This window comes from Micromonospora siamensis, from assembly GCF_900090305.1.
Classification (GTDB): Bacteria; Actinomycetota; Actinomycetes; order Mycobacteriales; family Micromonosporaceae; genus Micromonospora; species Micromonospora siamensis.
The window spans coordinates 5,763,554-5,785,624 of sequence record NZ_LT607751.1; the positions used below are offsets into that span (position 1 = coordinate 5,763,554).

Here is a 22,071-nt window from a genome sequence, read left to right on the forward strand (position 1 = left end):
GCTCACGCGACGGTGACGCTGACCGTGTGCCAGCCGGTGGCCCCGTCCGGGAAGGGCGTGCGGCGTTGCTCCGGCTGCACCGCGCCGGTGCCGTCGGTGGCGCGTACCCGCAGGCTGTGCCCACCCGGCGTGGCCGGCCAGGCGTACCGCCACTGGACCCAGGTGTCGGCGGAGGCGGTGGGCAGCAGCTCGGCCGCCCGCCACGGGCCGCCGTCCACCGACACTTCGACCGTGGAGATGCCCCGGTGCTGCGCCCAGGCCACCCCGGCCACCGTCACCCGGCCGGCGGGCAACCTGGCGAACGGCGCCGGCCGGTCGATCCGGGAAGCGGTCCGCACCGGTGCCCGCCGTGCCCAACCCCGCCGCACCCAGTACGCGTCGAAGGCGTCGAAGGTGGACACCTCCAGCTCGACCAGCCACTTGCAGGAGCCGGCGTACCCGTATAGGCCAGGGGTGAGCATCCGCACCGGGAAGCCGTTGGTGAACGGCAGCGGCTCGCCGTTCATGCCGACCGCCAGCATCGCGTCCCGCCCGTCGAGCAGGGTGTCCAGCGGGGTGCCGATCGTCATCCCCTCCCGCGAGCGGGCGACCAGTTGGTCGGCCCCGGACCGGATCCCCGCCTCCCGCAGCAGCGGCGCGAGCGGCGCGCCGAGCCAGCGGGCGGTGCCCACGTACGGGCCGCCGACCTCGTTGGAGACGCAGCTGAGCGTGACGTCGCGCTCGATCAGCCCCCGGTCCAGCAGCTCGGCGTAGGTCAGCTCGACCGGCCGGTCGACCATCCCGTGCAACCGCAGCCGCCAGGAGTCGGCGGCCAGTCGAGGCACGGTGAGCGCGGTGTCCACCCGGTAGAAGTCGGCGTTGCGGGTGTGGAAGCCGGCAGCGGCCCCGGCCGGCAGCGGCTTCGCCGGGCTCACCGGCGCGGGCAGCCGCACCGCCGAGCGGGAGCGCGCCGCCTCGGCGACGTCGTCCCGGCGGAGCACCACCGCGCCGGTCCCGGCCAGCACCGTGCCGGCGGCCACCGCCACGGTGTCCCGTACCAGCTGCCGCCGGGTCGGCCCGACGGAGCCGGCGGGTCCGGTCCGGGTGGCCGCGCCGCCGGGCAGTGGGACGAACCGGAGCAGGACGGCCGCGGCGCCCGCCCCGGCCAGCGCGGGCAGGACGTCTACGGGCCCCGCGTCGGGGCGGGACAGCGCCGCCGCCGCGCCGACGACACCCAGCAGCGCCGGGCCGGCGAGCCCGAGCAGCGGGCGCCTTCGCGCGAGCACCCCGGTCACCGCGGCCAGCACCGCCAGGACCAGGGCGATCCCGCCGAGCAGCAGCGGCTTGTCGTACGTCCCGAAGGTGCGTACGGCGAACTCCTTGACCGGCGTCGGCGCCGCGTCGATGGCGGCGCCGCCGACCGCGACGAGCGGCGCCGCCTGTGGCCGGACGGCCGTGGCGAGCAGTTCCGCGAGCGCCACCCCGGCGGCGGCGACCAGCAGTCCCGATCCGGCCGGTACGAGGATCCTGCGCACTCGTTACTCCCCTCCACGGTCCGTCCGGCTGCGGTCAGGACTTCGGCATCAGCACCGAGTCGACGATGTAGACGATGGCGTTCGCGGTCTGCACGTTGCCGCAGACCACCATGGAGGTGCCGTTGACGGTGAACTCGGTGCCACCGCCGCTGACCGTCACCTCGCCGCCCTGGAGGGTCTTGTGGCTGCCGGCGAGCTGCTCCGGCGTGAGCTTGCCCTCCACCACGTGGTAGGTCAGCACGTCGGTGAGCATCTTCTTGTCGGCGAGCACCTTGTCCAGGTCGGCCTTCGGGATCTTGCCGAAGGCGTCGTTGGTGGGGGCGAAGACGGTGACCGCCGGCGCGCTGTTCAGGGAGTCGACCAGGTTGGCCTGCTTGACCGCGGTGACCAGGGTGCTCAGCAGCGGGTTGCCGGAGGCGGCGGTGGCGACCGGCACCTTGGCCATCGCCTCGAAGCTGCCCGGGTTCGACGCGTCGGTCGGCACCGCCGCGCAGCCGGGGCCGAACTGGCCGTCTGCCATGGCGGCCGGGGCGCTGGTCGACATCTCGGGCGCGGCGCTGGTCATCGGCGGATTGGCCGGCGTCGCCGGGTCGTTCCCGTCGCTCTCCCCACCGCACGCGGTGAGGCCGAGGCTGACGGTGGCGGCGATCGCGACGGCGGTGAACTTCATCGGACGCATCGGGGCGTTCCCTCCATGTCGGTTCTCTGGATGTCTGAGAGGGATTCGGCACCGGATCCGCCCCGGATTGGTCCCGCCGGGAAAAAGATCCCCTCCGCTCACCCCAGGGTGAGCACGGTGAGCGGGTCGCTGGTGGGCCGGCGGGAACCGCCGGCGGGCTCCTCGGTCACCCCGAACAGCCCCTTGCCGCGTACTCCGGCCAGCAGCACCGTCGCCCCGGCGCGCCCGACGGGCAGCACCCCCGCCGAGGTGGCCGTACCGCCCTCGATCAGCCAGAGCTGGTAGGCCCGCCCGGCGGCCGGAGCGGCGAGCCCGTCCAGCAGCGCCACCCCCTCGTCCCGCCGCGCCGAGACCACCACCGTGACCCGGCCACCGGCCGGCACCGGGGCGGTCCGCACCACCGCGTCAGGGGCGGCCAGCACCGCGCGGACCCGGGTGGCCTCGTCACGGGCCGCCGCCACCTGTTCGCGTGCGTCGCGTACCCGCTGCTCCTGGACACCCCAGACGGCCGCGCCCGCGCCGCCGGCCAGCACCGCGGCGGCGGCCGCGACGGCCAGCCGGCGACGCCAGCGCGGCGGCGTCGCCCGGCCGTCCCGGCCGGCCCGACCCGGGCGCTCCTGCGGCGTACGCCGGATCTCCGCCAGCACCGCGTCGCGCAGCCCGGGCGGCGGTACGGACCAGGTCGGGTCCGCCAGCCGGGCCGCCGCCTCGCGCAGCTCGGCCACCTCCAGGGCGCAGGTCTCGCAGTCGTCCAGGTGCCGGACGAACGCGGCCCGCTCGACGTCGTCCACCGCGTCGAGCACGTACGCGCCGGCCAGCGCGTGGATGTCGGTCATCGGCCCAGCTCCACTCCGAGGCAGTCGCGCAGACGGATCAGCCCGTCCCGCATCCGGGTCTTCACGGTCGGCAGCGCGGTGTCCAGCAGGCCGGCCACCTCCCGGTAGCTGTGCCCGCCGTAGTAGGCCAGCGTGATCGCCTCCCGCTGGACCTCGGTCAGCTCGGTGAGGCAGCGGCGCACCTGCTGGCGTTCCAGCCGCGCCGCCGCCTCCTCGGCCACCTCGTCGTACGGGGTCTCGGCGGAGCCGGCGGCGACCTTGCGGGTCCGCTCGGCGCCGGCCTGCTCGGAGCGGACCCGGTCCACCGCCCGCCGGTGGGCGATGGTGAAGACCCAGGAGGTCGCCGACCCGCGGGCCGGGTCGAAGCGGGCGGCGGTCCGCCACACCTCGACCAGCACCTCCTGGGCCACCTCCTCGGCCTGCGCGGGGTCCCGCAACACCCGGCGGGCCAGCCCGTACACCCGGGGCGAGACGACGGCGTAGAGCCGCTCGAAGGCCGCCTCGTCGCCCCGGGCCACCGCGCGGAGCAGGTCGTCCGCCTCGGCGCGGGGCTCGGTCGGCGGCGGTGGCACCGCCCGTAGGCGCGGCCCGTCGTCCGGCTCACCGACGATGTCGCCGTGGGTCATGCGCGCCCGCCTTCCGTCCGTTTCCGGTGCCCGTACGGTAGGCATTCGTAGCGGCGGCCCGGCCGGATGGGTGCGGGTCGGCGGGCCGACGGTGGCGCTGGTCACCAGGGTGGTGGGCGTGCAGCAGGCGGAACAGGACCAGCCACTGTTCCGGCCAGACCAACCCGACCGGCGTGGCCGGCTCGATCCGGGCCGCGCGCAGCGCGCCGTCCACCCGGGCCCGGGGATGGGCCGTGCGCAGCGAGGCCGCGAGCGAGCCGCCGGCCCCGCCGAACCCCAGCTCCACCATCCGCGCGTACGCGGGCAGCGCCGCCGGTGCCAGCAACGGCTCGGGCCGGCGGTCGATCCGCAGGATGCCCCCGTCGGCGCCCGGCACCGGCCGGAACGCGGTCCGGGGTACCCGGCCGGCCAGCCGCCAGTGGTGCTCCGGCCAGGTCGACACGGTCAGCCGGCTCCACCGGCCGTGGTCGCCGGTGCGCTTGCGGGCGTACTCGAGCTGGGTGAGCAGCGTCGCCGAGCGCAGTCCGGGCGCGGTGAGGCACCAGCGGACCACGGCGGCGGTCAGCGACCAGGGGATGTTGCCGACCACGGCGAACGGCTCCGCCGGCGGTTCGGCGGCCAGGAAGTCGGCGTGCCGGACGGTGACGTGCGGGTGGTCCCGGCGGACCCGGTCCAGCTGGTCGAGGACGACCGGGTCCACCTCGTACGCGACGAGCCGGCCACAGCCCGCCGCCAGCGGTCGGGTGAGCTGTCCCCGGCCGGCGCCCACCTCCACGATCAGATCGTCGGGGCCGGGGCGGGCCACCCGGACCAGGCGGTCGACGGCGGTGGGGTCGGTGAGGAAGTTCTGGGACAGCACGCGACGGGACCGGTCGCGGGCGGTGGTACGGGGTCGGCGGGGCGCCACGGAGATCGTCCTGTCTGCCACCGGACGGCGGCGGTACGGACAGGCAGCGCGCAGCGGGGCCTGTCCGAGCGGATCGGGACTCGGACGACCCTGGAACGTCGACGGGAACGCGGAAACGGGCACGTGCTGACCACCCCGGCCCGGTCACGGGCGCGGGCTCACCGCGCGGCCCGGTCACGGGCGCGCGAACTCACCGCCGGCCGGTCATCGGCACGGTCGGGTGATCGGTCGGGTCAGGCGCGCTGGGCGTCCCGGCCGGCCAGGGCCGGGCGCCGGGTCCGCGGGCGGGCCACCAGCAGGAGGCCCCGGGCGGCCGGCGCGGCGGCCACGTCGATCAGGGCATGCGTGAACATGCCCCGCACGTTAGCGGCGGCGTCCGGCGCCCCGCGAGGGAATTTTCGCCGTCCGCACGACGGCAGGCGAGCGTGGAAAGCGGGCCCGGGCGGCCGGGAGCGGCGGCCGAGGCCGAACATCGCCGTGAGCGTGATACCTCTCGGTCATATCGATACCTCAGAGGTATCGCGCTCGTTTCCGTTCCGTCTTCCTCAGCGCGACCGCCGGGAGCGGGCCGGTCAGACGTCGACGGTGCGGCCCTGGGCGCGGGCCACCTCGGCGGCCTGGAGCACCGCCACCACCTCGCGGCCGAACCGCACGTCGCAGCGATGGTCGCGGGTGCCGGCGTTGATCTCCTCCAGCAGCTGGTCGAGCGCCGTGGAGTACGCGGTCAGCGCGCTGCCGTCGCCGGGCGGCACCACCTCGATGCCGTTCTCGCCGAAGAAGACGAAGTCGCGGGCGACCGCCGCGGGCGGCGCGTCCAGGGTGAGCGCCAACGAGCTGGTGGCGCCGCCGTCGTGGGTGAGCAGCAGGTGCACCAGACCGCTCGGCCCGTCGACGGCGGCGACCCGGGTCACCCGGCCCAGCACCGGCAGGACCAGCGACAGCGCGTGCGGGCCGATGTCCCACAGCGCGCCCTTCTCGTGCCGCCAGCGGGAGTCGCCGTACGGGTTGCCTGGCTGGTAGATCGAGGCGAACTGGGTGCCCCGGACGTGCTGCCAGCCGCCGGCCGCCGCCGTGGCGGCGAGGAAGCCGGTGATGTTCGGGTGGAACCGCTGGGTGAAGAAGACCACCGAGGCGACCCCGCTCTGCCGCGCGGCGGCGACCACCCGGTCGGCGTCGGCGAGGCTGAGCGCCAGCGGCTTGTCCAGCAACAGGTGCCGCCCGGCGGTGGCGGCCCGGAAGGCGATGTCGGCCTGCACGTCCGGCGGCAGGGCGACGGCGACCGCGTCGGCGGCGTCGATCAGCGCGTCCGCGTCGTCGAAGGCCGGTACGCCGTGCCGCGCGGCCAGCTCGGCGGCCTTGTCCCGGTTACGGCCCCAGACCCCCACCAGGGCGGTCGCCGGGTGCGCGCCGATGGCGGCGGCGTGTGTCTCCGCCGCCCACTGACCGGTGCCGAACAGACCGAACCGCAGCACGTGGACCCCCGTCTCGTCACCCCTGGCGTCACGGCGGCGCCGCGACGTGATCCACGCTAGCCGCCACACCCCGCCGACGCAGGCGACGCGGCCGACCCGCGGTACGCCCACCGCACCGGCGGTGAGTACTACACGGGTTAGTAGGCTGTGCCGGTGACCGAGAACGGGACCGGAGTCCCCCGATGACCAGCGCGGCCGCGGCCGGTTCGCCGGTGGACGGGATCCTCGCGACGGCCGGCATCGTGCTGTCGCTCGTACTCGCGGTGTGGGCGCTGGTGGCGACGCTGCGGCACCGCGCCCCGGACCGCGTGCAGTTCGCCGGCCTGGCGGTGCTGGAGCTGCTGTTGCTCGCGCTGGCCGTGGTGGCGCTGGTCGCCGTCGGCGGCGGCGAGCGACCGGGCGAGCCGGGGGCCTTCTTCGGCTACCTGGTGACGCTGGTCTGCCTGCCGCCGCTGGCGTGGGTGCTGGCCCGGATGGAACCGACCCGTTGGGGTTCGGCGATCGTCTGCGCGGTCTGCCTGGTCGCCCCGGTGGTCGTCGTCCGGCTCCAGCAGACCTGGGAGGTCGTCGGTGGTTGAGACCCAGGCCCCGGAGCGGGCCACCAACCGTGGACCGGGCCGGCTGCTGATCGCGGTCTACATCCTCTTCGCGATCGCCGCCACCTCCCGCGCCGGCCTCCAGATCGTCACGAAGTTCGGCGAGGCGCCGGTGGCGTACCTGCTCTCCGCGGTGGCGGCGCTGATCTACATCGTGGCCGCGGTGGGGCTGGCCCGGTCCGGGCACGCCGGCCGGCGCACCGCCCTGGTGTGCTGCTCGGTGGAGCTGGTCGGGGTGGTCGCCGTCGGCATCCTCAGCCTCGTCGACAAGGAACTGTTCCCGGACGAGACGGTCTGGTCGCAGTTCGGCAGCGGCTACGGGTACATCCCGCTGGTGCTGCCGATCCTCGGCCTCGCCTGGCTCTGGCGCACCCGCAGCTGACCGGCCCCACCGAGCGGGCCGCCCGGTTCAGTCCTTCGGGCCACCGGCGACGTAGATGACCTGGCCGGAGACGAAGGACGCGCCCTCGCTGACCAGGAACGAGATGGTGTGCGCGACGTCCTCCGGCCGGCCGGTGCGGCGGACCGGGATCTCCCCGGCGGCGTGCTTCTGCAGGTCCTCGAAGCTGACCTTCATCCGGGCGGCGGTCGCGGCGGTCATCTCGGTGACGATGAAGCCGGGCGCCACCGCGTTGACCGTCACCCCGAACGGGCCCAGCTCGATGGCGAGGGTCTTGGTGAAGCCCTGCAGGCCGGCCTTGGCCGCCGAGTAGTTCGCCTGGCCCCGGTTGCCCAGCGCGGAGGTGCTGGACAGGTTGACGATCCGGCCCCACTTCCGCTCGACCATGTGCTTCTGCACGGCCTGGCTGAACAGGAACGAGCCGCGCAGGTGCACGCCGAGGACGGTGTCCCAGTCGCCGTCGGTCATCTTGAACAGCAGGTTGTCGCGGAGCACCCCGGCGTTGTTGACCAGCACGGTGGGCGCGCCCAGCTCGGCGGCGACCCGCTCCACGGCCGCCTCCACCTGAGCCCGGTCGGCCACGTCGGCGCCGACCCCGAGGGCCCGGCCGCCGGCGGCGACGATCGCGTCCACCGCGTCCTTGGTGGCCGACTCGTCGATGTCGACGACGGCGACGGCCAGCCCGTCGGCGGCCAGCCGGCGCGCGGTGGCGGCACCGATCCCCCGCGCGGCTCCGGTCACGATGGCGACCCGCTGCTCCTCCGACATGATTACCTCCCGGTAACTTGTGGCTCGATCGAAGGAGCTTAACCCAGGCGTACGCGCGCCGGCCCGGCACCGATCGACGGTGCCGGGCCGGGTGCGGGTCGGGTCAGTGCGCCCAGCTGCGGCAGAGCCGGATCCAGCGGTAGCCGTGCCCGGCGACCTTCAACTGGTCCAGCTTGCCCACCTCGTCGTAGCCACGGTCGGAGAGCACGTCGATCGGCAGGTCCGCCTCGGACTCCAGGGTGCTCAGGTCCACCTCGACGTCCTCGGTGCCCAGGTTGTGCAGGAAGACCATCGTGCCCGTCGGCCCGTCGGCCCGGTGCGCGAGCACACCGGCCGGCATCGGCACGTCGATGTGGGTGGTGGTGCCGGAGCCGATCTCCGGGGCCTCCCGCAGGGTACGGATCATCCGCTCGAACCAGCCGAGCAGCGACCGCGGATCCTTGCGCTGGGCGGTGACGTTGACCTTGTCGTACGCGTAGTCGCCCTTGTCGATCACCGGGCGGACCAGCTTCTCCGGCTCGGCGGTGGAGAACCCGCCGTTGGCCTGGTACGACCACTGCATCGGGGTACGGATCGCGTCCCGCCCCTTGAGCGACAGGTCCTCGCCCATGCCGATCTCCTCGCCGTAGCGCAGCACCGGCGTGCCACGCAACGAGAACTGCAGCGCGTACGCCAGCTCGATGTGCCGGCGGTCGTTGCCGAGCATCGGGGCGAGCCGGCGCCGGATGCCCCGACCGTAGAGCTGCATCTCCTCGTCCGGGCCGAACCTGGCCAGCACGTCGTTGCGTTGGTCGGCGGTGAGCCGGGACAGGTCGATCTCGTCGTGGTTGCGCAGGAAGGTCGCCCACTGGCCGCCGGTGGGCAGCTTCGGGGTGTCCCGCAGCGCGTCGACGATCGTCTCCGGGTCCTCCCGGGCCAGGGCGAGCATCAGCCGGCCGTTGAGCATGAAGTCGAAGAGCATGTGGATCCGGTTGCCCGAGCCGCTGCCGTCACCGAAGTAGATGGGCAGCTGGTCCGGCTCCACGTTCGCCTCGGCCAGCAGGACGGCGTCGCCGCGCCGCCACTGCACGTGCTGGCGCAGCTCGGTGAGGAACTCGAAGTCCTTTGGCGAGTTCGCGTTGCCCGGCTCGGTCTGCTCGATGATGAACGGCACCGCGTCCATCCGGAAGCCGGAGACGCCGAGCTGGAGCCAGAACGCGGTGATCTTCTTGATCTCCTCGCGCACCTTCGGGTTGGTGATGTTCAGGTCCGGCTGGAACTTGTAGAACCGGTGGTAGTACCACGCCTTGGCGGTCCGGTCGTAGCTCCACGTCTCGTGCTGCTCGCCCGGGAAGACCATGCCCTGGTAGCGGTCGGCGGGCTCCTCGTCGGCCCAGACGTACCAGTCGCGGTACGGCGAGTCGGGCGAGGAGCGGGCGGACTGGAACCAGGGATGCTGGTCGGAGGTGTGGTTCACGACCAGGTCGATGATCACCCGGATGCCCCGGTTCTGCGCCTGGTGCAGCAGCTCGGCGAAGTCCCCCAGGGTCCCCAGCCGCGGGTCGACGTTGTAGAAGTCGGTGGCGTCGTACCCGTCGTCCTTGTTCGGCGACGGGTGGATCGGGTTCAGCCAGATGCAGGTCACTCCCAGCCGCGCCAGGTAGTCGAGCCGGCCGATGAGGCCACGGATGTCACCGACCCCGTCGCCGTCGGAGTCCGCGTACGTGTCGATGTCGAGGCAGTAGACGACCGCCTCGGAGTACCACCTGTCAGCCATGCCCGGTTAACTTCTCCGCCGGGCCGTCCCGGCAAACGCGAGGATCGGTCGATGCCGGCCGGTAGCGTGCCGGCCATGGACGAGGAATCCGGCCTGCGGACGGTCGACTGGAACGCCGGCACCTGGTCGCACCCACCGGTCCGGGTGGAGCGCGCCGGGGACGGCGGGCTGCTGGTGGAGCCGGCCGAGGGCAGCGACCTGTGGCGGCACACGAGCTACGGCTTCGTGCACGACGACGGGCCGGGGCTGCTCACCCCGCTGCCCGCGGGGACGGCGGTCGAGGTGAGCTTCCGGCTGGACTACGCCGAACAGTTCGACCAGGCCGGCGTGCTGGTCCACGTCGACGAGCGGCACTGGGTCAAGGCGGGGGTCGAGGTCAGCGACGGACATCCGCAGCTGGGCGCGGTCGTCACCCGGGAGGTCTCGGACTGGTCGGTGGCGCCGGTGCCGGACTGGTCGGGACGGGAGGTGACCATCCGGGCCAGTCGGGCCGGGGACGCGCTCACCGTACGGGCCCGGGTGGCCGGTGAGTCGTGGCGGCTGGTCCGGCTCGCGCCGCTGCCGCCGGAGGCCGACGCCTCGGCCGGACCGTTCTGCTGCTCCCCCACCCGAGGTGGGCTGACGGTCCGCTTCACCGGTTGGCGCACCGGCCCGGCGGACGCGGAGCTGCACCCGGAGGGCTGAGCCGCGCGGGCATGGGCTGACCGGGCGATCAGTGTGCCGGCTCACCGGCAGGTGTGTGCGGCCGGCTGGCGGGTACCACTCTCCGATCCCCGCCGGTCCACGGAAGGATGCCCATGGCCCTCGCCCAGAACGTCGACCCGTCCCAGTTCAGCGGGCTGACCGGGTGGGTGGCGAGCGTCATCGACTCGCTGGGCGCGTTCGGGGTGGCCTTCCTGGTCGCGCTGGAGAGCGTCATCCCGCCGATCCCGAGCGAGATCGTGCTGGCCATGGCGGGCTACCTGTCCTCGCAGGGCCGGTTCAACGTGGTGCTGATCGTGCTCGCCGCCACCGTCGGGTCGCTGGTCGGCGCGCTGATCCTCTACTGGCTGGGCGCCGCGCTCGGCGAGGAGCGGCTCAAGCGCTGGCTGGACCACATCCCTCTGGTGGACCGGGACGACCTGGAGCAGGCCGACCGCTGGTTCGAGCGGCACGGGAAGTGGGCGGTGCTGATCGGCCGGGTGGTGCCGGTGGTCCGCAGCCTGGTGTCGGTGCCGGCCGGCGCGAACCGGATGCCGCTGGGCGAGTTCGTCCTGCTGACCACGCTGGGCAGCGGGGTGTGGAACGCGTTGATCGTCGGCCTGGGCTTCGTGCTGGGTTCCCGCTGGCAGGAGGTCGACAGGTACAGCAGCTGGTTCAACTACGCGATCTTCGCGATCTTCGGGATCATGATCGTGAGCTGGGCGGCGAAGAAGGTCCGTCGGCGCCGTGAGCGGCGCGACCGGCAGTCGACGGCCGCCGGCCGCTGACGGCTTCGCGGGACGTGGACAGGGCCCCCCGCTGTGCCCATCGGCGACAACGAGGGGCCCCGGATCGTGGGGGCGCCGCCCTTCGGAACGAAGCCGAGAGAGCGCTCTCTCAGGATTTCTACGCCGCCGCCCACCCCGTGTCAACGCCCGTCGGCCACCGGCACCGGCCGGGGCCGGCGCAGCACCACCTGCTCCAACGCAGTCCACGCCGTCGTGGTCACCAGGTACAGCACCGCGGCCAGCGGCACCACCAGCGCCACCAGCACGGTGGTGAACGGCAGCAGCGGGATCAGCCGGCCCAGCACCGCCGCTCCGGGCCCCTCGGTCGGCGCTCCCGCCACCGTCCCGGTGGCCGCCGCCGCCCGCTTCGCCCGCCGCGAGGAGAACCAGGCCAGGCCGAGCAGGGCGGCCAGCAGCACCCCGAACACGGCGACCACCGGGCCGGAGAGCCCGTCACCCAGGTGCCAGCCCAGCGGCACCCCGGCCAGCCGCTCCGCCATCAGGCCCGTGCCGCCGTCGGAGGTGGCGAAGAGCCGGTACATGACCAGGAAGAACGGCGCCTGGAGCAGGGCCGGCAGGCAGCCGGCCACCGGGCTCGCCCCGGCCGACCGGTAGAGCGCGAACAGTTCCGACTGCATCCGGGCCGGGTCGTCGGCGTGCCGGCGTTGCAGCTCGCGGACCTGCGGGGCGAGGGCGGCCCGGCGCCGCTCGCCGCGGACCTGCGCCACGGTGAGCGGCGAGATCAGCAGCCGGACGGCGACGGTGAACAGGACGATCGCGGCGGCGGTGGCCACGCCGCCGGTGAGCGGGCCGAGCGCGTCGGCGAGCCAGGAGACGGCGGCGCCGGCGGCGCCGACGACGGTGTGCAGCGGTGCGAAGGCGAGCATGGGAGACCCCTCGGTCGGTTCCGGGACGCTCCGGCACCGGCGGGCGCCCGACGGGCGCCGACGACCGGCGGTGGAGCGGATGACGACGGAACCGGTCGGGCACACCGCACCGACGCCCGTGACGGGCGCCGGAGCCAGCCCACGGCGGGAGGGATCGACGCGCCCCGGGCGCGGAGATCAGCCCGCCGTCGGGAGCCACCCGACCGGCGGGCGTACACCCGGTGCCCGGGGCCGGGGCCGGCCGGCCGCGTCCGGATCGACCTGGCGGGGCACCCCACGGCGGCGGGCCCGTTCCCGCAGCCCCGCCGCCCGGCCCACCCGGCCCGGCACCGGTCCGCGTCGTGGCCGGGCCGCCAGCAGGACCGCCAGCAGCAGCGCGGCCATCACCGCCGCACCGGCCAGGAGGTCGCCCGGGCGGTCCGCGAGCAGCGCCAGCCCGGTGAGCGCGTACGCCCACAGACCCGTCACCACCGCCATCGCACCCGGCACGGAACCCAGCCTAGGACCCGCTGTCACGCCCGACGGCCGTGATGGCGGTGGCCACCACCCCCGGGTGGTCCCGGTGCACCAGGTGCCGGGCGTCGCGCAGCACCTCCTGCCGTCCCGCCGGGAAGCTCTCGGCCAGCCGGGCGTGCGCCGTCCGCCAGGTCGCCCGCCCGCGCGCCGACCCGAGGTCCCCCAGCGCGGTCAGCACCCGGACCGGCACAGCCGGCGCGGCGGTCCGCTCGCGGAGCAGCACCAGCTCCGCCGCGAGCGCCGGATGCGCCAGCCACTCCACCATCAGCCGCACCAGCACCGTCGGCCGTCCGTAGGCCACGGCGTGGACCGGATCCGGCGGCCCCTCACCCATCCGACGCGCCGCCCGCCGCCACGCCCACGGGCCGAACCGCCCCGGCAGACCCGCGCGGTCCAGGGCCCCGGCCAGGACGGGCGTGCCGGCGGTGAGCAGTCGGGCGGTCGCCGCCCGCAGCCGGCCGGTGGTCCCCGGCTCCACCACGCTCGGGTCCACCAGCACCAGCCCGGCGACCCGGCCCGGCCGGAGCCGGGCGTACGCCTCGGCGGCCAGCGCGCCCGCCGAGTGCGCCACCAGCACCGGTACCCGGTCACCGGCCAGCACGGCGATCCGGGCCACCTCCCCGGCCAGCGTCGGCGACGGACCACCCGCCGCCCGGTCCAGGACCGTCACCGCCCCGGCGAGCAGCGGAACCAGCCGGTCCCAGGTCTCCGCGCCCTCACCCATCCCCGGGCAGAGCAGCACGGCCGGAGCCCGCCGGGGTGTCCCGGCCGGACCCGTCACCATCACCCGTGCCCGGGCCGTCCGACCGGCCAGCCGCCCGACCGGCCGGACCCGGTCCGGCCGTCGCCCGTCACCGCGTCGGGCCGGGCCGCCACGGCGGCGGCCAGCAGCAGCCAGCCGGAGAGACCGACCAGCTGCACCCGCTGCCAGGCCCCCAGGGCGCCGTCCGGACCGGCCACCTCCAGCAGCGTGGTGACCGTGCCGACCAGCAGCACCAGCGCCAGCACGACCCCGACGCGCCGCCACACCGGGGCGCGCAGCACCGCCACCAGCGCGATCAGCGAGACCACCCCACCGGCCACCGCCAGCGCCGAGCTGACCGTGTGCAGCTCGTGCCGCCACGACAACCCGCCGACCCGCTCCAGCCGGTCGCACCGCGCCTCCCGCGTCGGCGAACAGTCCATCGAGGTGAAACCGCCGTCGAACACCGTCGCCACGCCGAAGACCGCCAGCCCCCACCAGGCCACGCGGGGAGCCCGCCGCACCGCCAGCAGCACCCCCGCGGTGGCGGCGAGCAGCCCGGTGAGCACGTCCCCCAGCCCGAACACCAGGTGGTACGGCTGGTCCCGGGCGGCCAGCTCGCTGGCGTACCCGGTGGTGAGGCCGAGCGCCGGGTTCAGCAGCGGCCCGAGCAGCCACGAGGCGTAGAGCACCGCCGCCACGGCCAGCGCCGCCGCCGGCAGCGCCCGGGACAGCCTCACGAGGACTCCCGAACCAGCGGGAACGGCAGGGTCTCCCGGATCGACCGGCCGGTCAGCAGCATCACCAGCCGGTCCACGCCCAGGCCCAGGCCGCCGGTGGGCGGCATCGCGTACTCCAGGGCGGTGAGGAAGTCCTCGTCCAGCTCCATCGCCTCCGGGTCGCCACCGGCCGCCTTCAGCGACTGCTCGGTGAGCCGACGCCGCTGCTCGACCGGGTCGATCAGCTCCGAGTACGCGGTGCCCAGCTCCATCCCGTACGCCACCAGGTCCCACCGCTCGGCCAGCCGCGGGTCGGTGCGGTGCGGCCGGGTCAACGGCGACACCTCGGTCGGGAAGTCCAGGTAGAACGTCGGCGCCCCGGTACGCGCCTCGACCAGCCGCTCGTAGAGCTCCAGCAGCACCTCGCCCCGCCCCCAGCGCGGGTCGTACGGCACCCGGGCCGCGTCGCAGAGCTTGCGCAGGACGCCGACCTCGGTGTCCGGGGTGACCTCCTCCCCCAGCGCCGCCGAGACCGCCTCGTCCACCGTCCGGGTCGGCCACTGCCCGCCGATGTCCACCAGCTCACCGTCCGGCCGGCGGACCACGGGCGCGCCGTGCACCGCCACCGCCGCCGCGACGATCAGCTCCCGGGCCAGCTCCCGCATGGTGTGGTAGTCGGCGTACGCCTGGTACGCCTCCAGCACGGTGAACTCCGGGTTGTGGCTGTGGTCGACGCCCTCGTTGCGGAACGCCCGGCCCAGCTCGTACACCCGCTCCACCCCGCCCACGGCCAGCCGCTTCAGATAGAGCTCGGGGGCGATCCGCAGGCTCAACCGCAGGTCGTACGCATTGCTGTGGGTGACGAACGGGCGCGCGTTGGCCCCGCCGTGCACCCGTTGCAGGATCGGCGTCTCGACCTCCAGGAAGCCCTGCCCGACCAGCGTCCCGCGCAGGCTGTGCAGCGCGGCGCCCCGGGCCCGCAGCAGCTCCCGCGACCCGGGGTCGATCGCCAGGTCCAGGTAGCGCTGCCGGACCCGGGCCTCCGGATCGGCCAGCCCGTGGTGCTTGTCCGGCAGCGGCCGCAGGCACTTGGCGGTGAGCCGCCAGTCGGCCACCCGGACCGACACCTCGCCGCGCCGGGTGGCGTACACCTCGCCGGTCGCCCCCACGTGGTCGCCGACGTCGACGGTGGACCGCCACCGGTCCAGGTCGTGTTCCAGCAGCAGCTGGAGATCGCCGCTGCCGTCCCGGATGGTGACGAAGCAGAGCCGCCCGTGGTCGCGGACCAGCAGTACCCGGCCGGCCACCCCGACGGTCTCGCCGGTCCCCGTGTCCGGCGCCAGGCCGGCGTGCCGTTGGCGCACGTCCGCGCAGCTGGTGGTGCGCGGATAGCCCACCGGGTACGGGTCGACGCCGTCGGCGCGCAGCCGCTCCAGCTTGGCCCGGCGGACCAGCACCTGCTCCGGGGCACGTTCCTCGGCCGGCTCCGGTGGCACGGCGTGCACGGCGGCGTCGGCCGGCGGCACGAACCCGACGCCGCCACCGGCCGGTGGTACGCCCTGCAGCGGGGCGGGCCGGCCGCCCGGCAGCGCGAGGAAGCCCTCCGCGACGGCCGCCGCCAGACCCACCCGGGCCAGTTCCCGCCGCTCGGCGAAGCAGAGATAGCGGGGCGTCCAGTGCGGCTGGTACTTGGCGTTGGAGAGGTAGAGCGACTCCAGCTGCCACCAGCGGGAGAAGAAGAGCAGCAGGCCCCGCCAGAGCCGGATCACCGGGCCGGCGCCGATCCGGGCGCCCTGCTCGAAGACCGACCGGAACGCCGCGAAGTTCAGCGACACCCGTTCGACGCCGAGCCGGTGGCCGGCGCCGAGCAGCGCGGCCACCATGAACTCCATGACGCCGTTCTCGGCGGTCCGGTCCCGGCGCATCAGGTCCAGCGACACCCCGTCGGTGCCCCACGGGCTCAGCGACAGCATGGCCCGTACGTGACCGTCGGCGTCGACCGCCTCGACCAGCACACACTCGCCGTCGGCCGGGTCACCGAGGCGGCCCAGCGCCATCGAGAAGCCGCGCTCGTGCTCGGTGTCCCGCCACCGGGTGGCCAGCCGGGCCGCCTCGGCCAGTTCGTCGGCCGGGATGTCGGCGTGCCGGCGGACCCGGGAGGTGTAGCCGGCCCGCTCCACCCGGTGCACCGCCTGCCGGACCGGGCGCATGTCCCGGCCGGTCAGGTCGAACTCGCGGGTGGACAGGATGGCCTCGTCGCCCAGGTGCAGCACCTTCAGCCCGTGCCGGTGGTACGCCCGCGCCGCGGCCTCGCTCGCCCCCATCACCGCCGGCGTCCAGGCGTACTCGCGGGCCTGGGCGAGCCACGCCCGGATCGCCGGGCCCCACGCCTCCGGGTCGCCCACCGGGTCGCCGCTGGCCAGGCTCACCCCGTTCACCACCCGGTAGGTGACGGCCGCCTTGCCGCTGGGCGAGAAGATCGCCGCCTTGTCCCGCCTGGTGGCGAAGTAGCCCAGGGAGTCCCGCCCCCCGTGCCGGGCGAGCAGCGCCCGGATCCGTTCCTCTTCGCCCGCGTGCAGCACCGCCGCGGCCCGCTGCGACCGCAGCAGGGTGAACAGCCCGACCACGAGGGCGGCCGCCCCGAACGCGCCGAGCAGCAGGTTCACCCAGGCGGGCGCCTGCCCGCGCCGGGTCAGGTCCAGGGTGACCGCGCCGCCGAACACCTTCTCGGCGGCGTAGCCGAGCCGGTCCGACCAGGTCACCAGGCTGCCCGGCTCGACCAGCAGCAGCAGGTAGCCCAGCCCGACCGCGGCGGCGGCCAGCCCGAGGAAGACCGCCAGCGCCCGCCAGGTGCTGCCGGGGCGTACCCGGGCGTAGAACTCGCGGCGGGCCGCCAGCAGCATCGTCAGCGCCACCGCGGCGAAGCCGACCCCGACCCAGACACCGACCGTCTCGATCAGGTTGAAGATGCGCTGCCCGGCGTCGTCGGTGAGCCGCTCGGCGCCGACGAAGAGCAGCAGGCCGCCGGCCACCAGCCCGACGAGGAGGCTGAGCGAGAAGTAGACCACCTGCACGCGGTACGCCAGCCGCTTGCGCCGCAGCACCGCCGAGGCCAGGGTGCCGAGGAAGACCGCGTACGCGAGGTTCGCCGGGGCGGGCAGCAGCAGCGTGTCGATGAACGTGCGGACCGGCTGGATGTCGGAACGGACGGCGCTGCTCAACGCGGCCAGCGCGCAGACCGTGGCGATGACCCAGAGCAGGGTGGCGAAGGCGCGCGGCACCTGTCGCAGCCAGTCCCGTCCCGGCCCCGGGTGCGGATCGTTCGCGGTCACCCGTACCTCCTTCGGGCGGTCACCCCCGGAGCTTCCGCCGGTTCCTGCCGCTCATCGTAAGCGTGCGGGCGAAGCGGAACCGGAACCGGACGTTTCCCCCGATCGCCACCGTGGGTAATGGTCCGGTCGACACCGCGGCGGTGCGCCGCGACCGGCAGAAATGGACGGTGGTGGCCATGGCCAGCGGGGTGGCGGAGCGGAACGTGGCGCCGGTCGGCACCGACCTGCTCACCGTGGGTGTCGAGGAGGAGTTCCTCCTGGTCGACCCGCACACCGGTCGCGCGGTGCCCGCCGTCGACCTGGTGATGGAGCAGGTGCCGGCCGAGCTGCGCGGCCAGGTGGAACGCGAGTTCCAGACCAGCCAGATCGAGATCGGCAGCCCGCCCGGGCTGGAGCTCTCCTCGATCCGGCACTCGCTGGGCGTGCTGCGCGCGGCCCTCGCCGACGCGGCCGAGCGGGCCGGCGTACGCGTGCTGGCGATCGGCACCGGCCCGGTCGACGGCCCGGTGCCGGCGGTGGTCGACAAGCCCCGCTTCGACCGGATGATCGAGCGGTTCCGGCTGCTGGTGCCCGGCCCCGGCAACAACGGCATGCACGTGCACGTCGGCGTTCCCGACCCGGAGACCGGCGTGCAGGTGCTCAACCACGTCCGTCCGTGGCTGCCGATCCTCCAGGCGGTCACCGCCAACTCGCCGTTCGCCAGGGGCGAGGACACCGGCTACGCCAGCTGGCGGTCGGTGGAGTGGGAACGCTGGCCGTCGGTGGCGCCCACCCCGTTCCTGGCGTCGCACGAGCACTACCAGCGGCTGATCCGGCAGCTGATCGCCACCGGCGTGATGCTCGACGAGGGGATGCTCTACTGGTACGCCCGGCTGTCGGCGAAGTACCCGACGGTGGAGATCCGGATCGGTGACGTCTGCCCGTCCGCCGAGGACGCCGTGCTGGTCGCGGCCCTGGTCCGGGCGCTGGTGGCCACCGCCATGACCGACATCGGGGCGGGCCGGCCGCCGATCAACACCGACCACCACCTGCTGGTCGCCGCGCACTGGCGGGCCGCCCACGACGGCCTGGAGGGCGAGGGCGTCGACGTCACCGACGGCGAGCTGCGCCCGACCTGGGAGCTGCTGGACCGGCTGGTCGACCGGCTCCGCCCGGAGCTGGAACGGCACGGCGACCTGGCCGAGGTGACCGACCTGCTCGGCGGGCTGCGCCGGCACGGCAGCGGCGCCGCCCGGCAACGCGCCGTCTACGCCCGCACCGGCCGCCTGGTCGACGTCGTCGAGGACGTGGCCCGGCAGACCCGGGCTGAGCGAGGGTGACGACCCGGCACGAACGGCGCACGGCGGAGCCGGACGTGACAGGATGGGCGCCGTGGCGGAACGGTTGATCGTCGTCGGCGGGGACGCGGCCGGGATGGCCGCGGCGTCCCAGGCCCGGCGTCGCCGGGACCGCGCCGAGCTGGAGATCGTGGCCTTCGAGCGGGGCCACTTCACGTCGTACTCGGCGTGCGGCATCCCGTACTGGATCAGCGACGTGGTGCCGGAACGGGACCAGCTCATCGCCCGCGACCCGGAGACCTTCCGGAACTCCTTCGACATCGACGTCCGGCTGCGGCACGAGGTCACCGGCATCGACCTGGACCGCCGCGAGGTGATCGCCCGGGACCTCGACGGCGACCGCGAGGTCCGCGAGCCGTTCGACACCCTGATGTACGCGGCCGGAGCGGTGCCGATCAAGCCGGACTGGGCGCGTACCCCGGTGAACGGGGTCTTCGGCATGCAGACCCTGGACGACGGGGCGGCGCTGCGCGACTGGCTCGACGCCGAGCCGGCCCCGCGCGAGGCGGTGGTGGTCGGCGGCGGTTACATCGGGGTGGAGCTGGCCGAGGCGCTGGTGCAGCGCGGGCTCACGGTCACCCTGATCGAGCAGGCCGACACGCCGATGTCGACGGTGGACGCCGACATGGGCCAGCTGGTCGCCGACGCCATGCGGGACGTGGGCATCCGGATCCGGGCCGGGGTCAGGGTCACCGGTCTCGACGAGCGGGACGGCCGGGTGGCCGCCGTGCTGACCGCCGAGGGGCCGATCCCCGCCGACGTCGTCGTGCTGGGCCTGGGCGTACGCCCCAACGTCGCGCTGGCCGAGGCCGCCGGCCTACCGCTGGGCCCCAGCGGGGCGATCCGGGTGGACCGGCGGATGCGGGTGCCCGGGGTGGACGGGGTGTGGGCGGCCGGCGACTGCGTGGAGAGCCTGCACCGGGTCAGCGGGCTGCCGGTGCACGTCCCGCTCGGCACCCACGCCAACAAGCAGGGCCGGGTGGCCGGGATCAACATCGGCGGCGGGTACGCCGCGTTCCCCGGGGTGATCGGCACGGCGGTGACGAAGGTATGCGACCTGGAGGTGGGCCGCACCGGCCTGCGGGAGCGCGACGCCGCGGCGGCCGGGTTCGAGTTCGTCTCCGTGGTGGCCGAGTCGACCAACCGGGCCGGCTACTTCCCGGGCGCCCGGAAGATGACCGTGAAGCTGATCGCCGAGCGGCCCAGCGGGCGGCTGCTGGGGGCGCAGATCGTCGGCTGGTCCGAGGCGGCGAAGCGGATCGACACCCTCGCCGTGGCCCTGTGGAACGGCATGACGGTGGACGACATGACCGGCCTCGACCTCGGCTACGCCCCGCCGTACGCGCCGGTCTGGGACCCGGTGCTGATCGCCGCCCGCAAGGCCGTCGAGGCCCTCGCCGCCGCCACCCGCGACTAGGAACGGGCCTGGCAGGTGGCGCACCAGTAGAGGTTGCGGCCGGCCAGTTCACCGCGGCTGACGTCGGTGCCGCAGACGTGGCAGGGCGCGCCGGGGCGGCGGTAGACGTACACCTCGCCGCCGTGCCGGTCCACCCGGGCCGCGCGGCCCATCGCGGCCGGCAGGTGCGCGTCCCGCACGGTGTCGATCCGGCCGCGTTCGACGGCCAGGGTCATCAGCGCCACCAGGTCCGCCCAGAGGTCCCGCCAGCCGGCCGGGGTCAGGTCCCGGCCCGGCAGGGTGGGCGCCAGGCCGGCCCGGAACAGCGCCTCGGTCACGAAGATCAGTCCGGTGCCGGCGACCACGGACTGGTCGAGCAGCAGGGCGGCCAGCGGCGTCGGGCTGCGGCGGATCCGGGCGTACGCCCGCTGCGGGTCGGCGTCGGCGCGCAGCGGGTCGGGTCCGAGCCGGGCCCGCAGGGCGGCCACCTCGGGCGGGGTGAGCAGCTCGCAGGCGGTGGGGCCGCGCAGGTCGAGCCAGTGCGCGTCGCCCGGTGCCGCCGCGGAACCCTCACTGGTCAGCCGCAGCCGGACCTGGCCGACCGGAGGCGGGGGCGCGCCGGCGCCGTCGGTGACCTTGCCGTACAGGCCCAGGTGCACGTGCAGGGTCAGCTCGCCGGCGTGGTGGTGCAGCAGGTGCTTGCCGTACGCCTCGGTGCCCTGAAGGACGGTGCCGTCGAGCCGGGCGGCGCCCTCGGCGAACCGGCCCTGGGGGCTGGCGGCGTGCACCCGACGACCGGCGAAGAGCCGGGCGTGCCGCGCCGCCAGGCGGTGGATGGTGTGACCCTCTGGCACGGGTGGCAAGACTACGTCGGGTCGGCCGGCCCGCACCCGGCGGCATCGACGGCCGCGCTGGCCAGGTGTCGTCCGACGTCCGGTGGGGTACCTCCTTCCCTGTTACCGCGTGGCAGCCGTCGGTACCCGGCGAGGCCTCCACGCACTCACGAGGAGGATCTCAGGTGAACATTCCTTCGCTGTCCCGCCGGAAGCAGCCGGCGCCCGCCGGGGACGTGACCGGCGACGGCCGGGTCGACGCCCGGGACACCGCCACCGGCACCGTCGACCGCACCCCGGTCACCGACCGGACCGAGCCCCAGCCGACGGTCGACCCGACGGACCGCACCGAGGTGCAGCCCACCGTCGACCGGACGGACCGCACCGAACCCCGGTCCACCGTCGACCCCACGGACCGCAGCGAACCCCGGCCCACCGCCGACCCGGCGGACCGGACCGAGGCGCGCCCCACCGTGACCGACCGGGACGCGGACCGGGCGACGTACCGGAGCAGCACCGCGCCGGCCGGCGCGGGAGCGGCGGCCCTGTCCGGGCGGGGCGCCTCGACACCGGTCGCCGAGCCGGTCACCGAGCGGACCATGGACCTGGAGCGGGAACGGGAGCAGATCAACCTCGAGCGGGGGCTCCGGAACGACCGCGACGGGGACGGCTTCCCGGACCACCGGGAGCGGACCGAGGCTGAGGTGCCGGTGGTGGTCGGCCCGAAGCCACGGGCCAGCCTGCTCGCCACGGTCGGGCTGGTCGCGGGCGTCGCCAGTGCCCTGTTCGTGCTGACCGGCACGCTGGCCGGGTACGGCATCGCCCTGGGCGCGCTCGGCGCGGTGCTGTCCGTGCTGGGCCTGATCGCGACCCGACGCCGGCACGTGGCGGGCAAGACCGACGCGCTGCTCGGCATCGTTCTCGGCCTGGGCGCGGTGGTGCTGGGCGTGCTGGCGATGACCGGGATCTTCGACTGGCCGACCACCGACGGCGACTGGGTGGCCCGGTTCCGCGAGTGGCTCGACTCACAGTTTGTCGATCGGTTCTGACGGGCACTATCCAGCTCGCCGGCGGTGCGCCGGCAAAGCCCGACCAGCCTGGTGGTTCACCAGCCGGGCACGCATCCTTTCAGGGGCGGCGGTTCGCCGCCCCTGAAGCGTGTCCGGGGTACGGCCGGCCGCCGGAGTGACCCTGACCGCTCCGACGCAACGATCCTCTGCCCTCCCGCCCACAGACGCAACGATCCGTTGGCGTACGCAACTTCTCGCGGTGGATGTCGACTGCCC

Annotated in this window: 20 protein-coding genes and 1 pseudogene; 7 read left to right on the plus strand and 14 right to left on the minus strand. The window is 74.9% G+C overall.

What is annotated here, in order from left to right:
- Nucleotides 1-2: 2 nt before the first annotated feature.
- The 6 genes and pseudogenes from GA0074704_RS26335 to GA0074704_RS26360 all read right to left on the minus strand — a co-directional run bounded on the left by GA0074704_RS26335 (nucleotide 3) and on the right by GA0074704_RS26360 (nucleotide 6,034).
- Nucleotides 3-1,514, minus strand: coding sequence for a molybdopterin-dependent oxidoreductase (locus GA0074704_RS26335; RefSeq protein WP_088972970.1), 1,512 nt, complete (start codon nucleotides 1,512-1,514; stop codon nucleotides 3-5).
- A 34-nt stretch (nucleotides 1,515-1,548) separates the two neighbouring features.
- A complete protein-coding gene (locus GA0074704_RS26340; protein ID WP_088972971.1) occupies nucleotides 1,549-2,193 on the minus strand; it encodes a fasciclin domain-containing protein in 645 nt (214 codons plus the stop codon).
- A gap of 98 nt (nucleotides 2,194-2,291) precedes the next feature.
- Nucleotides 2,292-3,029 carry an anti-sigma factor gene (locus GA0074704_RS26345; RefSeq protein WP_088972972.1) on the minus strand — a complete coding sequence of 246 codons (738 nt, stop codon included), beginning with the start codon at nucleotides 3,027-3,029 and terminating at the stop codon, nucleotides 2,292-2,294.
- A complete protein-coding gene (gene sigK, locus GA0074704_RS26350) occupies nucleotides 3,026-3,655 on the minus strand; it encodes an ECF RNA polymerase sigma factor SigK (protein ID WP_088972973.1) in 630 nt (209 codons plus the stop codon). Before sigK ends, GA0074704_RS26345 begins: the two co-directional genes overlap by 4 nt.
- A gap of 115 nt (nucleotides 3,656-3,770) precedes the next feature.
- A pseudogene (erm, locus tag GA0074704_RS26355) lies at nucleotides 3,771-4,562 on the minus strand (ErmE/ErmH/ErmO/ErmR family 23S rRNA (adenine(2058)-N(6))-methyltransferase); the annotation flags it as partial.
- A gap of 572 nt (nucleotides 4,563-5,134) precedes the next feature.
- Entirely contained in the window at nucleotides 5,135-6,034 is a 900-nt protein-coding gene (locus GA0074704_RS26360; protein WP_172880790.1) for a Gfo/Idh/MocA family protein, read from the minus strand.
- Between the two features lie 182 nt (nucleotides 6,035-6,216).
- Here GA0074704_RS26360 and GA0074704_RS26365 point away from each other — a divergent pair, with 182 nt between their 5' ends.
- Complete coding sequence (locus GA0074704_RS26365; protein WP_088972975.1) at nucleotides 6,217-6,612, plus strand: hypothetical protein; 396 nt, start codon at nucleotides 6,217-6,219, stop codon at nucleotides 6,610-6,612.
- Complete coding sequence (locus GA0074704_RS26370; protein ID WP_088972976.1) at nucleotides 6,605-7,012, plus strand: hypothetical protein; 408 nt, start codon at nucleotides 6,605-6,607, stop codon at nucleotides 7,010-7,012. The genes GA0074704_RS26365 and GA0074704_RS26370 overlap by 8 nt, the downstream gene beginning before the upstream one ends.
- 27 nt (nucleotides 7,013-7,039) lie before the next feature.
- On the opposite strand, the gene fabG is transcribed toward GA0074704_RS26370, so the two are convergent.
- On the minus strand, nucleotides 7,040-7,798 hold the full coding sequence (gene fabG / locus GA0074704_RS26375) for a 3-oxoacyl-ACP reductase FabG (protein WP_088972977.1): 759 nt from the start codon (nucleotides 7,796-7,798) through the stop codon (nucleotides 7,040-7,042).
- Nucleotides 7,799-7,901: 103 nt separating this feature from the next.
- Nucleotides 7,902-9,554 carry an alpha-amylase family protein gene (locus tag GA0074704_RS26380; RefSeq protein ID WP_088972978.1) on the minus strand — a complete coding sequence of 551 codons (1,653 nt, stop codon included), beginning with the start codon at nucleotides 9,552-9,554 and terminating at the stop codon, nucleotides 7,902-7,904.
- A gap of 75 nt (nucleotides 9,555-9,629) precedes the next feature.
- Between GA0074704_RS26380 and GA0074704_RS26385 the strand changes: the two genes are divergently transcribed.
- Nucleotides 9,630-10,238 (plus strand): DUF1349 domain-containing protein, encoded by a 609-nt coding sequence (locus tag GA0074704_RS26385; RefSeq protein WP_088972979.1) that lies wholly within the window; start codon nucleotides 9,630-9,632, stop codon nucleotides 10,236-10,238.
- A gap of 113 nt (nucleotides 10,239-10,351) precedes the next feature.
- The gene (locus tag GA0074704_RS26390; protein ID WP_088972980.1) at nucleotides 10,352-11,023 is read left to right on the plus strand and encodes a DedA family protein; all 672 of its coding nucleotides are present in this window, start codon (nucleotides 10,352-10,354) and stop codon (nucleotides 11,021-11,023) included.
- A 140-nt stretch (nucleotides 11,024-11,163) separates the two neighbouring features.
- Here the strand turns inward: GA0074704_RS26390 and GA0074704_RS26395 are convergent, their stop codons facing one another.
- The 5 genes from GA0074704_RS26395 to lysX form a co-directional block, all read right to left on the minus strand.
- Nucleotides 11,164-11,910 (minus strand): YidC/Oxa1 family membrane protein insertase, encoded by a 747-nt coding sequence (locus tag GA0074704_RS26395; protein WP_088972981.1) that lies wholly within the window; start codon nucleotides 11,908-11,910, stop codon nucleotides 11,164-11,166.
- A 177-nt stretch (nucleotides 11,911-12,087) separates the two neighbouring features.
- The gene (locus GA0074704_RS26400; RefSeq protein ID WP_231926686.1) at nucleotides 12,088-12,399 is read right to left on the minus strand and encodes a DUF6412 domain-containing protein; all 312 of its coding nucleotides are present in this window, start codon (nucleotides 12,397-12,399) and stop codon (nucleotides 12,088-12,090) included.
- Nucleotides 12,400-12,409: 10 nt separating this feature from the next.
- Nucleotides 12,410-13,210, minus strand: coding sequence for an alpha/beta fold hydrolase (locus GA0074704_RS26405; RefSeq protein ID WP_088972982.1), 801 nt, complete (start codon nucleotides 13,208-13,210; stop codon nucleotides 12,410-12,412).
- Nucleotides 13,210-13,908, minus strand: a complete 699-nt coding sequence (locus GA0074704_RS26410; RefSeq protein WP_088972983.1) for a DUF998 domain-containing protein — start codon at nucleotides 13,906-13,908, stop codon at nucleotides 13,210-13,212. Before GA0074704_RS26410 ends, GA0074704_RS26405 begins: the two co-directional genes overlap by 1 nt.
- Nucleotides 13,905-17,219 carry a bifunctional lysylphosphatidylglycerol synthetase/lysine--tRNA ligase LysX gene (gene lysX / locus GA0074704_RS26415; protein WP_088972984.1) on the minus strand — a complete coding sequence of 1,105 codons (3,315 nt, stop codon included), beginning with the start codon at nucleotides 17,217-17,219 and terminating at the stop codon, nucleotides 13,905-13,907. The genes GA0074704_RS26410 and lysX overlap by 4 nt, the downstream gene beginning before the upstream one ends.
- Nucleotides 17,220-17,395: 176 nt before the next feature.
- Between lysX and GA0074704_RS26420 the strand changes: the two genes are divergently transcribed.
- Both GA0074704_RS26420 and GA0074704_RS26425 read left to right on the plus strand, forming a co-directional pair.
- Nucleotides 17,396-18,538 (plus strand): carboxylate-amine ligase, encoded by a 1,143-nt coding sequence (locus GA0074704_RS26420; protein ID WP_377471636.1) that lies wholly within the window; start codon nucleotides 17,396-17,398, stop codon nucleotides 18,536-18,538.
- Nucleotides 18,539-18,590: 52 nt separating this feature from the next.
- Nucleotides 18,591-19,973, plus strand: a complete 1,383-nt coding sequence (locus GA0074704_RS26425; RefSeq protein WP_088973998.1) for an FAD-dependent oxidoreductase — start codon at nucleotides 18,591-18,593, stop codon at nucleotides 19,971-19,973.
- Here GA0074704_RS26425 and GA0074704_RS26430 read toward each other — a convergent pair.
- Nucleotides 19,970-20,806, minus strand: coding sequence for an Fpg/Nei family DNA glycosylase (locus GA0074704_RS26430; RefSeq protein ID WP_088972985.1), 837 nt, complete (start codon nucleotides 20,804-20,806; stop codon nucleotides 19,970-19,972). The genes GA0074704_RS26425 and GA0074704_RS26430 overlap by 4 nt on opposite strands.
- 164 nt (nucleotides 20,807-20,970) lie before the next feature.
- On the opposite strand from GA0074704_RS26430, the gene GA0074704_RS26435 reads away from it, so the two are divergent.
- Nucleotides 20,971-21,834: a DUF4190 domain-containing protein gene (locus GA0074704_RS26435; RefSeq protein WP_231926687.1), complete on the plus strand. Its 864-nt coding sequence runs from the start codon at nucleotides 20,971-20,973 to the stop codon at nucleotides 21,832-21,834.
- Nucleotides 21,835-22,071 lie beyond the last annotated feature (237 nt).